Here is a 14,713-nt window from a genome sequence, read left to right on the forward strand (position 1 = left end):
ACTAGAGAGGTTGGATCACGTGGATAAACGGGTCCTGCAGGATGGTGATCTTTTCATTGAACACCTGGTCATTGCCGGAAACACGAAAGCGGTAATTGCCGATCTTGATCTTCGAGCCGGGGGTGTAGCTGGTCCAGTCTTCTCCACCGGCGCGAAATGCACCCTCCGGCATATAGTGCATATATGAGCCCTCGCTGGCCGCACTAATCTGGGTACGACAGTAGGCGCTATCCGGAACGTCACTGTCTATCGCGCCACGTGCGGACTGGATGTTTTTATCGGCTGATTCGATATGTTCCGAAAGTGATGCCCAGGATCGGCTATTGGCAGCCTGCCAGGCCGACTCCAGCTGCGCTGCCGCATCGGCCCGGTTCTGGCTGATGGTATCTACCATCAGTTGCAGGACTGCCGGATCACCCTGGGTCCGCTGGCGCCACTGCTCGATCTCCTCGTCCAGTGCGATGACCTCATTGGCCATAAAAAACAGTTTCTGGCTGTTGGGGCTGCCGTCGTTCTCGATCACCAGTGGTGGCGCGCTGTCACGCTCGATGGTGATTTTGGGATAAGTGGGAATGAGCGGCTCGATTTCGGAGGTGTTGCTACAGCCTCCTGCCAGCAGGACGGCGAGTAAGGTCAGGACAATACGTGGCACGTAAGTTCCTTTTATGCAGTGCCGCAATTCCCGCGGGGGAGGTGAAGTGCGGCGGGGTTTCTTTTTTATACAGCCACATCATCGTGAATCTTATGCGTATCGGGACCTGAGCACAATAACAGCCGCTACTGGCCCCGCCTAAGATTCCGCCCGTCCCTGTGCGTCATTGCGGGGATTGCGCGCGCTGACCGGGAAGGGCTACGATGCCGCGACTGCCCTATTGTTTGCGGCAGCCAGCGCGCGTCGCACTGCGGCGTGAACAGCCGTTGGTAATCCAGTTGAGGAAGTGCGAATGTTCAGTCATGTAATGGTCGGTGCGAACGACCTGGAAGAGTCGAAGAAATTCTACGATGCGATCCTGGCGACCCTGGGTTACAAGCCGGGCGTTTTCGATGAGAAGGGTCGTTGTTTTTACTTTTCCGACAAAGGCATCTTCGCGCTGACCCGGCCGATCGATGGCGACCCGGCCAGCCATGGCAATGGCAGCACCATCGGTTTTGCTGCAGAAAGCCCGGAAATGGCGGATGCCTGGCACGCCCAGGGCCTGGCCAATGGTGGCGTCGCCTGCGAGGACCCGCCCGGGGTGCGTGAGGGCTCGGGCATGAAGCTGTACCTGGCCTACCTGCGCGATCCCTCGGGCAACAAGATCTGTGCGATGCATCGCGTGGCCTGAAGCCCCCGCTTCACGATTCAGGGTGGCCAGGGTGACGGCCGGCCTGTGACTCGGGATCGGGTCATCATGTAACAGGGATGTTGATATGAATCTGCAGAAAATGGGCGGCATAGCCGCCCTGGTCGAGGCGCTCGCCTATATCGTCGGTTTCACCGTGATGCTGACGCTGCTCTCCCCGGACAATGCCGCGGAGATGGTGGCGGCGGACTGGCTGGCCTTCAATATCGAGCACAGTGCCGTGCTGGGTGCATGGAACCTGTTTATCTACGTGGTGTTCGGGTGCTTCCTGGTGGTACTGGTCAATGCGTTGCACGAGCGCCTCAAGCGCCGTGCACAGGCAATGATGTCGACGGCTTCGGTGTTTGGCTTTATCTGGGCCGGGCTGGTGATTGCCAGTGGTATGGTGGCGAATATCGGCCTGGAGCGGGTGGCCGGGCTCCATGCCTCTGAGCCGGGGCAGGCACTGGTTATCTGGCAGTCCATCGGTGTGGTCCAGGACGCACTGGGTGGTGGTGTGGAAGTCGTGGGTGGCCTGTGGGTGTTTTTGCTGAGCTGGGCGGCCCTGAAACAGGGGGCGCTGCCCCGGCCGCTGAACGTGATCGGCCTGCTGGTGGGGCTCGCCGGGATCCTGACGGCAATACCTGGCCTGGGTGGGCTCGGGGCCCTGTTTGGCCTGGGCCAGATTCCCTGGTTTATCTGGCTGGGGATATTCATGCTACGCAATGATGTGCCGGACCAGCGCCCGCAAGTCAGCGCTGGCGCCGGGGCGACGCCGGCCGGGTAGGAGATCGGGCCAGAGGTTTCAGTTTGAACAGCGGCCGGGGCCTGATGGGCGACACCGGCGGTATGCTGTCATTGAGAACGTCTGCATGCCGCCTGTCAGCCGCCTCGCTGAATTCTTTTTAACAGCTCCCGGGTCTGGCGAATACCCTCGGCCTCGTCCAGCCGGTTGCCCTCGTACTCGATGCCCACCCAGCCCCGGTAGCCTGCACTTTTTACGATCTGCATCATGCGCTGGAAATCGGTCTCCACTGCTTCGCCCTGCGCATCGAAATCATAACTCTTGGCACTGACGGCTTTCGCCCAGGGCATCAGCTCCTCAACACCCTGGTAGCGGTCATACTGCTCCCCGCTGTCGCGGTCGATCACGAAATTGCCGAAATCCGGCAGGGTGCCCACGCGCGGGTGATCCGCGCGGCGCATAACCCCGGCCAGCCACTGGCCGTTCGATGAGAGCCCACCGTGGTTCTCCACCAATACATTCAGGCCCAGGTCCGCGCAGTCCTCCGCCAGCAGGCGCAGGCCGTCCGCGGCCTTTTTCATCTGCTCTGCATAGCTGCCGGAACTCTGCGCATTGACGCGGATCGCATGGCAGCCCAGGGCGTGGGCCATCTCCGCCCAGCGCCGGTGGCGCCTGGCCGTCTGCCGGCGCTCAGCTTCAGAGTCCGCCCCCAGCTGGCCCTCGCCATCCACCATCACCAGCAGGCTCTGCACGCCCTCGCTGTCGGCCTGTTTTTGCAGGTTGTTGACCAGGCTGTCGCTGAGCCTGTCGGCGTAGAACTGGTTGACGTACTCGACCGCCTCGATATCGAACAGCTGCCGGGCCATGCGCGGGAAGTCTTGCGGGCTGGCGTCGCCGCTGTGGAAAGTGCGGTGCAGGGACCACTGGGCCAGGGAGATGCGGAACCAGGGAGAGGATTCAGTGGATTGGCTGCACCCCATGGGCAGCAGTGCGGCGGTAAAGGCTGTGGAGGTCGTTTTCAGGAACTGGCGGCGGGATGGATTGTGCATCGGGTTGGCTCCCGGATTATTTTTGTGGAATTGCAAAGGGTATCGCGGCCATGGGCCGCTCCTACAAAGTCTGTGCTGTAGGAGCGGCCGCCGGCCGCGAATGGCCGGAAAAGAATTACTTCTTCTTGCCGGACATGGCCGCCGCCAGCAGGTCGCCCATGCTGCCGCGGCCGTTGCCGCCGCCCCGTTGCTGGCGGTTGCGGTTGTTGTGCCGTTGCGCCTGGCGGCCCTCGCGCTGGTCCCCCTTCTTCACGCCGCCGCTGCCCTGCTCACCGGGCTCGTCGGACAGGCGCATGGACAGGCCGATACGCTTGCGCGGCACGTCCACTTCCATCACCTTCACCTTGACGATATCGCCGGCCTTCACCACTTCGTGCGGATCCTTGACGAACTTTTCCGACAGGGCGGAAATATGCACCAGGCCATCCTGGTGCACGCCGATATCGACGAAGGCGCCGAAGTTGGTGACGTTGGTGACCGTACCCTCGAGCACCATCGACGGGCGCAGGTCCTTGATTTCCTCGACACCCTCTTCGAACTGGGCGGTGCGGAATTCCGGGCGCGGGTCGCGGCCGGGCTTTTCCAGCTCGGCAATGATGTCCTTGACCGTCGGCACACCGAATTTCTCGTCGGTGTAGTCCGCCGGGTTGAGGCGGCGCAGGAAGCCGGAGTCGCCGATCAGGCTGTTGATCTCGCGGCCGTTCTTCTCGGCAATGCGCTTGACCACCACGTAGGACTCCGGGTGCACACCGGAGCGATCCAGCGGATCCTCGCCGTTATTGATGCGCAGGAAGCCGGCGGCCTGCTCGAATGCCTTGGGTCCCAGGCGCGGCACTTCCTTCAGCTGGGTGCGGTTCCTGAAGGCGCCGTTCTGGTCGCGGTAGCTGACGATATTGTTGGCGATTGACGCGCTCAGGCCGGAGACCCGGGCCAGCAGGGGCGCCGAGGCGGAGTTCAGCTCGGCGCCAACGCCGTTTACACAGTCTTCCACTACCGCGTCGAGGGAGCGGGCCAGCTGGGTCTGGGAAACGTCGTGCTGGTACTGGCCTACACCGATGGACTTGGGCTCGATCTTCACCAGTTCCGCCAGCGGGTCCTGCAGGCGGCGGGCAATGGAGATGGCGCCGCGGATGGTTACGTCCAGGTCCGGGAACTCCCGCGCGGCGAACTCGGAGGCGGAGTACACCGAGGCGCCTGCCTCGTTCACCATCACTTTCTGGGCCGACAGCTTGTATTGCTTGATGGTCTCGCCCACGAACTTGTCGGTCTCACGGCTGGCGGTGCCGTTGCCGATGGCGATCAGGCCTACATTGTATTTCTCACACAGGGCGGCGATGACCGCGGCGGACTCGCGGGTGCGGTTCTGCGGCGGGTTGGGGAAGATTGCGGTGTGATCCAGGATCTTGCCGGTGGCATCCACCACGGCGACTTTCACCCCGGTGCGCAGGCCCGGGTCCAGGCCGATGGTGGCCTTCTGGCCCGCCGGGGCCGCCAGTAGCAGGTCCTTGAGGTTGCGGGAGAATACCTTGATCGCCTCTTCCTCGGCTTTCTCGCGCAGTTCGCCCAGCAGGTCGGTCTCCAGGCTGGTCAGCAGCTTGATACGCCAGGTCCAGCGCACCACCTCGCCCAGCCACTTGTCTGCCGCGCGGCCCTGGTCCTCGACGCCCACGTGGCGGGCGATCATCACCTCGCAGGGGTGCGCCTGGCTGGGGGCGCGCTCCTCGTCGCCCTCGAGCCCCAGGTTGATGGCCAGGATGCCCTCGTTGCGACCGCGGAAGATGGCCAGGGCGCGATGGCTGGGTACCTTCGACCAGTCCTCGGCATACTCGAAGTAGTCGCGGAACTTGGCGCCTTCCTGTTCCTTGCCGTCCAGCAGCTTGGACTTCACCTGGCCGTCGCGCTTGAGGAAATCGCGCAGCTTGCCCAGCAGCTCCGCGTCTTCGGCAAAGCGCTCCATCAGGATGAACTTGGCACCGTCGAGGGCGGCCTTGATATCCTTGACGTGCAGGGAGGCGTCCTCGTTATCCGTATTGATGTAAGGCTGGGCCTGCTCTTCGGGATTCAGGGTCGGGTCGTTGAACAGGGCGTCCGCGAGGGGCTCCAGGCCGGCCTCGATGGCGATCTGGCCCTTGGTGCGGCGCTTGGGCTTGTAGGGCAGGTAGAGGTCTTCCAGCCGGTTCTTGGTATCGGCGGCATTGATCTGTTGTGCCAGTTCCGGCGTAAGTTTGTCCTGTTCGTCGATGCTCTTGAGGATCGCGGCGCGGCGGTCTTCCAGCTCGCGCAGGTAGCGCAGTCTTTCCTCCAGCGTACGCAGCTGGCTGTCATCCAGTTCGCCGGTGACCTCTTTCCGGTAGCGGGCGATAAAGGGCACCGTGGCACCTTCGTCCAGCAGGGCCACGGCGGCAGCCACCTGCCGCGTATTGACGTTGAGTTCTTCGGCAATTCGCGCGTTGATATCCAGCATCTTATTTTCTACATCCATTCCGCGGGGTGTACTTCTCAGCGCCGACGGGCCCGTTACAGGCGGTATCGGCTGGCTATTTGGGACGAGCATTATGCGCGAGCGGCGCCCGCTGCGGAAGGTTTGCGGCAGGCCCACTGGATGTTGCGATGGTCTGCATTCAAAAAGGCTTCTTTCCTTGTGGAACTCCAGTAGAATGCGCAACTAGTCAAATTTTGATCAAATTTTACTTGCATTCCGGTCGAGGGTCTTTGTGAGAATTTCCGAAAAGAACAAAATTTTTGCGGCCGTTATTGCCGTTGGAGTCGTGGCCATAGGCTTGGTGTGGCTGTTGCAGCCCAAGCCGGAGGAAAAAGTTGCCGAGAAGGCCGTGCCCCCGGTAGCGGACATCGTTTATGTCGACCCCGCCCGCCACACCCTGCTGGTGCCCAGCCAGGGCTCCGTACGTGCCCGCCACGAGATCGAGGTGGTGGCGCGGGTCGGCGGCACCATCGAGAGCGTCAGCGAGGCTTTCGTCGCCGGTGGCTTCTTTAGCAAGGGTGAAAAGCTGCTGCAGATCGAGCCCGCCGACTACCGGCACCAGCTGACCCGCACCGAGGCCAAGCTGGCCAATGCCAAATCGGTACTGGCACAGGAACAGGGTCGCTCCAAGCAGGCCAAGCGCGAATGGCGCGACCTGGGCACCGCAGAAGCCAATGCACTGTTCCTGCGCAAGCCCCAGCTGGATGCCGCCAAGGCCGAAGTAGCCGCGGCCCGCGCGGATCGCGACCAGGCCAGGCTCGACCTGGCGCGTACCCGCCTGCAGGCGCCGTTCGCCGGCCGGGTGGTGGAAACCTTTGTCGACCTGGGGCAGTACGTGACCCCGGGCACCAGGCTGGCGCGGGTGCACAGTACCTCCATCGCCGAGGTGCGGCTGCCGCTCACCGACCAGCAGCTCTCCCTCCTCAACCTGCCGCTGGGCCAGGCCATCGATAACGGCCCGGCCGTGCGGATGCGTGCACGGGTGGCCGGCCAGGAGCGCGAGTGGCGCGGCGAGATCGTGCGTACCGAGGCGAATATCGATCCCAACAGCCGTTTCGTCTATGCCGTGGCCCAGGTCCACAAGCCCTACGAGGGCGAGGTGCCGCTGATCAACGGCCTGTTCGTGGAGGCGCATATCGCCGGCAAGACCCTGGACGATATCGCGATCCTGCCGCGCCAGGCACTGCACGAGGGTGATCACCTGCTGGTACTGGATGCGGAGAACAAGCTGCGCTTCCGGGATGTGGAACTGCTGCAGACGGTCGAGGAGGAAGTCTGGGTGCGCGGTGATATCACCCGCGGCGACCGCGTGGTGGTCTCCAGCCTGGGTTATTCCCGCGAGGGCATGGTGCTTACCCCCAACCCGCTGAACGAGAAGCCCGCCGGCTTGCAGGTCGGCGACGACAGCCCGTCGGAGAGCGATGAGGCCGAGGTGGGTGTCGATGAGGCGCGGGCGACTGTTGCCGCCGACACCAAGCTGGAAAGAGAGGGCTGATCATGCAGGGCATCATCGGATGGTTCGTCCGTAACAGCAGGGCCGCCAACCTGCTGATGATCATGATTGTCATCGGCGGCCTGTTCGGTATTTCACATATCGGTCGCGAGGTGTTCCCGGCCATCAACCCGGGTGTTGTGCGGGTGGAAATCAGCTATCCGGGGGCCGGTCCCCGGGAAGTGGAGCAGCAGGTTACCCTGCGGGTCGAGCAGGCCATCTCCGAGGTGAAGGGCATCAAGGAGGTGAATTCCTTCTCCCGGCGCAGCCACAGCTCGGTCCGTATCGAGGCGACAGATGGTTATGACGAGCTGCGCCTGCTGAACGATATCAAGGTGCAGGTGGACTCCATCAACACCTTCCCCGAGAGCATCGAGCGGCCGGTGATCCAGCTGGAGGAATGGGCGCCGCAGATGATGATGATCGCCATCGGCGGTCCGGTGGGCCCGCACGAGCTCAAGGACACCGCGCTGAAGCTGCGCGATGAGCTGATCCTGCTGCCCGGCGTGCGCCGGGTGGACGTGTGGGGTGATCGCGCCGACGAAGTCTCCATCGAGGTGTCGGAAGTGGACCTGCGCCGCTACAACCTGACCTTCGACGATGTGGCCGGCGCCGTGCGCCGCTCCTCCATCGACCTGCCGGCGGGCATGGTGCGCTCCGACCGGGGCGATATCCAGGTGCAGACCCGTGGCCAGGCTTACACTGCTGACGACTTTGCCAGTATCCCGCTGGTAAGCCGCGCCGACGGCACCCGGCTGCTGCTGGGTGACGTGGCCAGTATTGATGACGGCTTCGAGGAAGAGGGTTCGGTGATCCGCTTCAACGGCAAGCCGGCGATGAACCTGCGGGTGTTGCAGGGCGAGCCGCTGGATGTGGTGGCCACTGCCGACCATATCAAGCAGTTCATGGCCGAGGCCCGTGAACAGCTGCCCCCGGGAATGGAGTTCGAGATCTGGTTCGACTTCTCCAAGGCCTACGAGGGCCGTATGGAGCTGCTGGCCGGCAACGCCCTGGGCGGCCTGGTGCTGGTGTTTGTGCTGCTGATGCTGTTCCTGCGCCCGGCGCTGGCCGTCTGGGTGACCATCGGTATCGCCACCGCGTTTATGGGTGCCTTCTGGCTGTTGCCCACCACTGGCGTCACGCTGAACATGCTGTCGCTGTTCGCCTTCCTGCTGATTCTCGGTATTGTCGTTGACGATGCCATCATCGTCGGGGAGGCGGTGCATGCCGCCCACGACCGCGGGCTCACGGGCCTGCAGGCCGCCGAAGCGGGGGTGAAACAGGTCTCGACGCCGGTGATCTTCGCCGTGGTTTCCACCATGGTGTTCTTCATACCCATGCTGTTCCTGCCCGGCAACACCTCGCAGATGATGTATGCGCTGCCGGTGGTGGTGCTACTGTGCCTGGCTTTCTCGCTGGTCGAGTCGCTGCTGATCCTGCCGGCGCACCTGGTGAATATGAAGCCGGAAAAACAGGCCACCTCCGGGCTGGGATTGAAGCTGCAGAACCTTCGGGCCAGGTTCGCCGGTGCCATGAAACAGGCCGGTGACCGTTATTACCTGCCGCTGCTGGAAAAATCCCTCTCCAACAGCCGCGCCACGGTGATGATCTTCCTCATGGCGCTGTTCCTGTCTTTCGCGGTATTCAAGGGGGGCTACGTCGGTTCGGCGTTCTCGCCCAAAGTGCCGTCCGACATGCTGGAGCTGCGCACCACCATGGCCCCCGGTGAGTCCTTCGAGGAAACCAAGCGGGTGATGGAGAAGTTCGAGGCTGCCGGCGACAGGCTGGCGGCCGATCCGGAACTGCTGGAGAAAAACGGCGGCGTACCGTTTGTCGAGAACACAATGGTGTTCCTGTGGCGCGGTAACGTCACCGTGCTGCTGCAGCTGACCGATGGCGAGCAACGCGACGTTACCTCCGAGGAGCTGGCCCTGCGCTGGCGGGAATTCGTGGGTGAGCTGCCGGCCAGCGTCGAGGAAATGCGCATACAGCACACCATTAATGATGGCGGCGCCGGTATGTCGCTAAACCTGAGCACTGCGTCCGGCGATATGGACGAATTGCGCATGGCTGCCGATGCGGTCAAGGACGCGCTGGACAATTACGCCGGGGTTTACGATGTGCGCGACAACCTGGTCAGTGCGCGGCAGGATATCGAGATCCAGCTGAAGCCCCACGCCACCAACATGGGCATCGACCTGGCCGGCGTGGCCAAGCAGGTGCGCCAGGGTTTCTACGGTGAGGAGGTACAGCGTATCCCCCGCGGCCGCGAGGATGTGCGCGTGATGGTGCGCTACCCGCAGGAGGAGCGTGCCAGTGAAGAGCAGATTGACCGCATCCGTATCCGCACCAACGAGGGCGAGGTGCCGTTCAGCGCGGTGGCCGATGCAGTCTATGTGCCGGGGTACACCACCATCCGCCGCAGCGATCGTGAGCGCACAGCCCGGGTTACTGCGGAGCTGACGCCGGGTAGCGCCTCGGCGCAGGAAATCCTGAAACAGCTGCGCGACGAGCATGTGCCGCAGTGGGAGAAACAGTTCCCGGGCTTTGCCCTGAAGACGGCTGGTGAAATGCAGGAAGAGGAGGAGTTCAGCACCGCTATTATCGCGTTCTTTGCGTTGTCGCTGTTTGCGATCTATGCGTTGCTGGCGATCGCCTTCCGCTCCTACTCACAGCCGCTGCTGATCATGACTGCGGTGCCGTTCGGGTTTTTTGGCGCGATTGTCGGTCACCTGTTGCTGGGCTACGAGATCAGCATCATGTCGATGCTGGGCTTCCTGGCCGCCGCAGGTGTGGTGGTCAACGATAACCTGGTACTCATGGATCGTATCAACCAGCTGCGCGCTGAGGGTGTGGCAGTGATGGAGGCGGTGGTCCAGGCGGGCCGGGACCGCTTCCGCCCGATTATCCTGACCTCCATCACCACCTTTGTGGGGCTGGTGCCGATCATGTTCGAGCGCTCGATCCAGGCCCAGTTCCTGATCCCGATGGTGGTCAGCCTGGCGTTCGGTGTTCTGTTCGCCACTGCGGTGACATTGCTCCTGGTGCCGAACCTGTACAAGGTGATCGAGATCATCCGCGCCCGGCTGCACAGCCGGCGCGGCTCCGACCCGGAATTGTCGGTGAGCCTCGAAAAGGCCTAAACTACCAGCCTGACAGAAAACGCCGACCCCGGGTCGGCGTTTTCGTATTTCCCTTTCCCTGTCGAGGAATGATTGTCGATGCGCGTGCCGCGTATTTATTCCCATGAGCCCCTGGCCGGGCGGACCGAAATCGAGCTGGACGAGGGCGCCAGCCGCCACCTGGTCAAGGTGCTGCGCCTGCAGGCGGGCCGCCCCCTGGTTCTGTTTGATGGCCATGGGGGCGAGTACAGTGCCGAACTCGCAGAGGCCGGCAAGCGCGCCCGCGTGCGGCTGCTGGACTGGGTCGAGGGCGATCGCCAGTCACCGCTGGCACTGACCCTGGCCATCGGTATTTCCCGCGGCGACCGCTTCGACTGGGTTGTGCAAAAAGCCACGGAGCTGGGGGTGGCCCGGATCCAGCCGCTGTTTACCGAGCGCTGTGAAGTAAAGCTGAAAGGCGAGCGACTGGAAAAGAAGCTGGCCCACTGGCAGCAGGTGGCAATCAGCGCCTGCGAGCAGTGCGCGCGCAACCGGGTGCCGGAAGTGTCGACACCACAGAAATTCTCCGGCTACCTGGGCGACGCGGGCGCTGACAGCGACCTGAAACTGGTGCTCCACCACCGTACTGAGAAACACCTGCGGGACCTGGAGTCCGAGCACGGCCGGCCCGGCTCGGCCCTGTTGCTGGTGGGTCCGGAAGGCGGCCTGTCCGCGGCGGAGATCGATGCGGCTCTGGCGCAGGATTTCCTGCCATTGCGGCTCGGCCCGCGGGTATTGCGTACAGAGACTGCACCAGTCGCCGCATTGTCTGTGCTGCAGTACCAGTGGGGGGATCTCTGAAACCGCGCCGGGTTTTCCATTAAGCGCTGCGCGGGTTAATCTTCGGGTTCGACAGTTTCATCCAGACAGGGAGAGGATGTGATGGTTAAACTGATTCTGTGGTTGCTGGGCCTCACCATCCTGGTGCTGTCCATCGCAATCATCGCCAAGCCCTCACTGGCGCGCAGCATGAGCGAGCGCCTCAATGAGACCGGCTATGCAATTTCCGCCTGGGGCCGCCTTGTCGTGGGGCTCATCCTGCTGCTGATCGCCGATACCCGGGCCTGGAACGTCCTGTTCAACGCACTCGGTGTGCTGCTGGTACTGGCCGGTGCCTATATGCTCCATATCGGCTTTGAACGCAGCAAGGCGCTGGCTATAAAGATTGCCCAGGGCAACGAGACGTTCCTGCGGGTCAGTGGGGCCATAGGCGTGCTGCTGGGCCTGCTGTTACTTTCCGCGAGTTGAGATCAGGTGACTGCCACAGATGTTTGCCACTGAACTGGTTATCTTTGACTGCGACGGCGTGCTTGTGGACAGCGAGACCATTGTCTGTCGCGTCCTGGCCGAGGAAATGAACAAGCTCGGCATGGAGGCCACTGCCGAGGAGCTGGACGAGCAGTTCAGCGGGCGCCCGGCAAAAGACTGCCTGCTGGAAATCGAGACCCGCTACGGCGGGCCGCTTCCCGACCACTATTTCGGCAATACTGAACGGCGTATCCGCGAGGCTTTCCACCACGAGTTGCAGCCGATCGCCGGCATCGAGGACCTGCTCGATCACCTGCTGCAGGTCAGCCTGCGCAGCTGTGTGGCCTCCTCCGGCTCCCATGAAAAAATGCAGCTCACCCTGAACAAAACCGGCCTGTTCGAGTACTTCAATGGCCGCATTTTCAGTGCCGATGACGTCAGGCGTGGCAAACCCTGGCCCGACCTGTTCCTGCATGCCGCCCACACCATGGGGGTGGAGCCCCATCGCTGCCTGGTGGTGGAGGATTCCATCGCCGGGGTAAAGGCGGCGGTGGCCGCGGGCATGCCTGTCGTGGGCTACAGCCGCCACCCGGTGCGCGCACCACAGCTGGAGCGCGAGGGCGCGCGGGTGGTCAGCGACCTGATGGCGGTAATGGACTACCTCTGACCACCGGCTACATTGTCTCAGCGGGCCAGGTCGACGATCACCGCTGCACTGCGACGGCCGTTCCGGCTGTCAATAAAGGTGCGTTGATAGCGGATACGCTCTATGCCGCCATCCAGCAGGTCCTCCACCAGCCAGCGCGGCACCGACACCCGTTCGGTTGCCGTATCGCCGCCATCGCTGAAAAGTGGCTCACCGGTGGCATAGACGACCCGGTCGCCCACCATAAAGTAACCGCTTTCCGATTCGGCCCGCACGCCGCCGATATCCCCGTGCAGCTGCCAGCGCACCATCATTTCCCGCGAGTCGCCACTCAATGTCTGCCGGGCCGGCTGCGCGTCCAGTGCCACCAGCCGTCCGCTGGCGGGCAGGTCGATCAGCAGGAAGTTCGACAGGCTGCCGGCCGGGCCGGCAAAGCTGCGACGGTAGCCAAGCCTGCGTACCCCCTCACCATACCAGGCCCGCAGCTGCCCTGGTGCCAGCCGTACCTCCTCGTTCAGTCGCGCCATGTCGGCGCCGAATGCGAGTGGGCGCTCCACTTTCTGCAGTACCCGGTTGCGGTCCAGGTCGACAAACTCGCCGTGCGATGAGCGGGCACCGCCGGCACTGGCCACGCGCCAGGTTAGCGATACCCTCAGGCCCCGCTGGGCATCCACCAGGGCGGTGTCGGGGGCCACGGTAAGCAGTTGCGGGGTATTGGCGTGGGAGGCGAGGAAAGTAAAGACTCCGGCCAACAGCAGTAGGGGCACCAGTAGCATCCAGCTGTACAGGCACTTGGCGGGACAAACGGACATGGTGGCCTCCCGTGGCTGCAGGGCCTGCGGGTATCCTAGGGTGCGCCACGAGACACTGGTACGTGGCCACTCCGGGGCGTCACTGCTTGTGGCTGCTGTGCGCCAGCCAGCCTCTGCGGCGCATCCTGTGCGGCCCAGCCTATGCGGCCCAGCCTCTGCGGCCCAGCGTGTACTACAATGAAAATGACGCCAGCCAGTCGGGGAGCTTTCCTGATGACGCGATTTTTCTGTGCCTTGGTATCTGGCCTGCTGGTCACGGTGTCCCTGCCCGCCTGTTATGACGATCCCAACAAAAAGTATGCGCTGGAGCCGCTGCCCAATGTAAAGGAGGGCGCAGCGGAGCAGCTGGCACGCAAGGCGAACCCGTTTGGGGATGCCATGGTGCGCTACCTGCGTGGCAAGCCCCGTGAGGACGGGAACGAATTTATCCTGGGCGTGCGTTTTGAGCCCGGCGGCTTTGCCCCGCGTATGGATAGCATCGGTGATGTCGAGGCGCTGCTGGTCATCATGCGCGATTACCCGGCCATGCGTATCGTGATTGAGGGGCATACCGACAACGAGGGCGACCCGGAGAAGAATCGCAGGCTGTCCCAGGTGCGGGCAGACTGGGTGCGCCAGTTCCTGCTCGAGCGCGGCATCGATGCCGAACGGGTGGCAGCAGAGGGTTTCGGGGATACGGTTCCGATCGCTGACAACAGTACCCCTGCGGGGCAGAAGAAGAACCGGCGACTGGTGATACGCGTGGTGAATTTCGATTCGCAACCGGTGTCAGTGCAACTGCAGCATGAAGAACAGCAGGAGTCACCGGAAACAGGCAACCGGCCCGCCGATCAATGACTGCAGGCAGTCGATGAGCGGGCAGGCCGGGCACCGGTTCAGGCGGTGCCGATCTCCAGCGAGCGCAGGATCTCCGCGGTGGGGTCCACCTGGTTCATGGTATAGAAGTGCAGGCCCGGGGCGCCGCCTTGCAGCAGGGTATCGCACAGGTCGGTGACCACTTCCAGCCCCAGCTTGCGGATATCTTCCGGGTTATTGAAGCTCTCCATGCGGTGGCGCAACCAGCGGGGGATTTCCGCACCGCAGTTGCGAGAAAACCGCGCCAGGTTGGTGAAGTTGGTAATCGGCATGATGCCCGGGTAGATGGGCGCATCGATGCCGGCTTTCTCGCACTGGTCGAGAAAATAGAAGTAGGCATCCGGGTTGTAGAAGTACTGGGTCAGCGCGCTGTTGGCGCCGGCCTCGAACTTGCCCTTCAGGTAACGAATGTCGTCGTCGTAAGAGCCCGCTTCCGGGTGAATCTCAGGGTAAGCGGCAACTTCCAGGTGGAACCGGTCGCCGGTATGGCGGCGGATAAAGGCCACCAATTCGTTGGCGTACACCAGCTGCGCCACAGCGCCCATGCCGGAAGGCATATCGCCACGCAGTGCCACGATGCGATCCACGCCCGCTTCCCGGTAGGCGTTCAGGAGTCCCAGCACGGTCTCCTCGTTATCACCGCCGAAAGACAGGTGCGGCGCGATGGAGATACCGTCGCGACGCAGGCCGGTGACGATATCCACAGTGGTTTCGCGGGTGGTACCGCCGGCGCCGTAGGTGACGGAGAAGAACGCCGGGTCAAACTCCTGCAGGGTCTCGCGGGTCTTGTACAGCTTCTCCCGGCCCTCGGGCGTCTTGGGCGGGAAAAACTCAAAGCTGATTCTGGGGGTGTCGGTCATGATACTGTCTTTTCCAGTCCCCGAGGGGCTGGACCCCGCCC

At 63.1% G+C, this 14,713-nt stretch carries 13 protein-coding genes; 8 read left to right on the forward strand and 5 right to left on the reverse strand.

What is annotated here, in order from left to right:
• Position 1 precedes the first annotated feature (1 nt).
• Positions 2-652: a hypothetical protein gene (locus ACH6CX_RS13030; protein ID WP_334079297.1), complete on the reverse strand. Its 651-nt coding sequence runs from the start codon at positions 650-652 to the stop codon at positions 2-4.
• Positions 653-944: 292 nt separating this feature from the next.
• On the opposite strand from ACH6CX_RS13030, the gene ACH6CX_RS13035 reads away from it, so the two are divergent.
• The gene (locus ACH6CX_RS13035; protein WP_334079296.1) at positions 945-1,325 is read left to right on the forward strand and encodes a VOC family protein; all 381 of its coding nucleotides are present in this window, start codon (positions 945-947) and stop codon (positions 1,323-1,325) included.
• Between the two features lie 85 nt (positions 1,326-1,410).
• Positions 1,411-2,109, forward strand: a complete 699-nt coding sequence (locus ACH6CX_RS13040) for a DUF4386 family protein (protein WP_334079295.1) — start codon at positions 1,411-1,413, stop codon at positions 2,107-2,109.
• A 95-nt stretch (positions 2,110-2,204) separates the two neighbouring features.
• Here the strand turns inward: ACH6CX_RS13040 and ACH6CX_RS13045 are convergent, their stop codons facing one another.
• On the reverse strand, positions 2,205-3,116 hold the full coding sequence (locus ACH6CX_RS13045) for a sugar phosphate isomerase/epimerase family protein (RefSeq protein ID WP_396675522.1): 912 nt from the start codon (positions 3,114-3,116) through the stop codon (positions 2,205-2,207).
• Between the two features lie 115 nt (positions 3,117-3,231).
• Positions 3,232-5,580, reverse strand: coding sequence for a Tex family protein (locus ACH6CX_RS13050; RefSeq protein ID WP_396675536.1), 2,349 nt, complete (start codon positions 5,578-5,580; stop codon positions 3,232-3,234).
• A gap of 319 nt (positions 5,581-5,899) precedes the next feature.
• Here ACH6CX_RS13050 and ACH6CX_RS13055 point away from each other — a divergent pair, with 319 nt between their 5' ends.
• The 5 genes from ACH6CX_RS13055 to ACH6CX_RS13075 all read left to right on the forward strand — a co-directional run bounded on the left by ACH6CX_RS13055 (position 5,900) and on the right by ACH6CX_RS13075 (position 12,166).
• A complete protein-coding gene (locus tag ACH6CX_RS13055; RefSeq protein WP_396675537.1) occupies positions 5,900-7,093 on the forward strand; it encodes an efflux RND transporter periplasmic adaptor subunit in 1,194 nt (397 codons plus the stop codon).
• A gap of 2 nt (positions 7,094-7,095) precedes the next feature.
• Positions 7,096-10,233: an efflux RND transporter permease subunit gene (locus tag ACH6CX_RS13060; protein WP_334079293.1), complete on the forward strand. Its 3,138-nt coding sequence runs from the start codon at positions 7,096-7,098 to the stop codon at positions 10,231-10,233.
• A gap of 78 nt (positions 10,234-10,311) precedes the next feature.
• Positions 10,312-11,052 (forward strand): 16S rRNA (uracil(1498)-N(3))-methyltransferase, encoded by a 741-nt coding sequence (locus tag ACH6CX_RS13065; protein WP_232939859.1) that lies wholly within the window; start codon positions 10,312-10,314, stop codon positions 11,050-11,052.
• A gap of 81 nt (positions 11,053-11,133) precedes the next feature.
• A complete protein-coding gene (locus tag ACH6CX_RS13070) occupies positions 11,134-11,499 on the forward strand; it encodes a hypothetical protein (RefSeq protein ID WP_232939858.1) in 366 nt (121 codons plus the stop codon).
• Between the two features lie 19 nt (positions 11,500-11,518).
• Positions 11,519-12,166 carry an HAD family hydrolase gene (locus ACH6CX_RS13075; RefSeq protein WP_396675523.1) on the forward strand — a complete coding sequence of 216 codons (648 nt, stop codon included), beginning with the start codon at positions 11,519-11,521 and terminating at the stop codon, positions 12,164-12,166.
• A gap of 17 nt (positions 12,167-12,183) precedes the next feature.
• On the opposite strand, the gene ACH6CX_RS13080 is transcribed toward ACH6CX_RS13075, so the two are convergent.
• The gene (locus tag ACH6CX_RS13080) at positions 12,184-12,957 is read right to left on the reverse strand and encodes a hypothetical protein (protein WP_396675524.1); all 774 of its coding nucleotides are present in this window, start codon (positions 12,955-12,957) and stop codon (positions 12,184-12,186) included.
• A 213-nt stretch (positions 12,958-13,170) separates the two neighbouring features.
• On the opposite strand from ACH6CX_RS13080, the gene ACH6CX_RS13085 reads away from it, so the two are divergent.
• Positions 13,171-13,794: an OmpA family protein gene (locus tag ACH6CX_RS13085; protein WP_232939853.1), complete on the forward strand. Its 624-nt coding sequence runs from the start codon at positions 13,171-13,173 to the stop codon at positions 13,792-13,794.
• 38 nt (positions 13,795-13,832) lie between these two features.
• On the opposite strand, the gene metF is transcribed toward ACH6CX_RS13085, so the two are convergent.
• Entirely contained in the window at positions 13,833-14,672 is an 840-nt protein-coding gene (gene metF / locus ACH6CX_RS13090) for a methylenetetrahydrofolate reductase [NAD(P)H] (RefSeq protein ID WP_237061911.1), read from the reverse strand.
• Between the last annotated feature and the right edge of the window lie 41 nt (positions 14,673-14,713).

The sequence above is a fragment of the Microbulbifer sp. JSM ZJ756 genome (genome assembly GCF_044383805.1).
GTDB classification, from domain to species: Bacteria; Pseudomonadota; Gammaproteobacteria; order Pseudomonadales; family Cellvibrionaceae; genus Microbulbifer; species Microbulbifer zhoushanensis.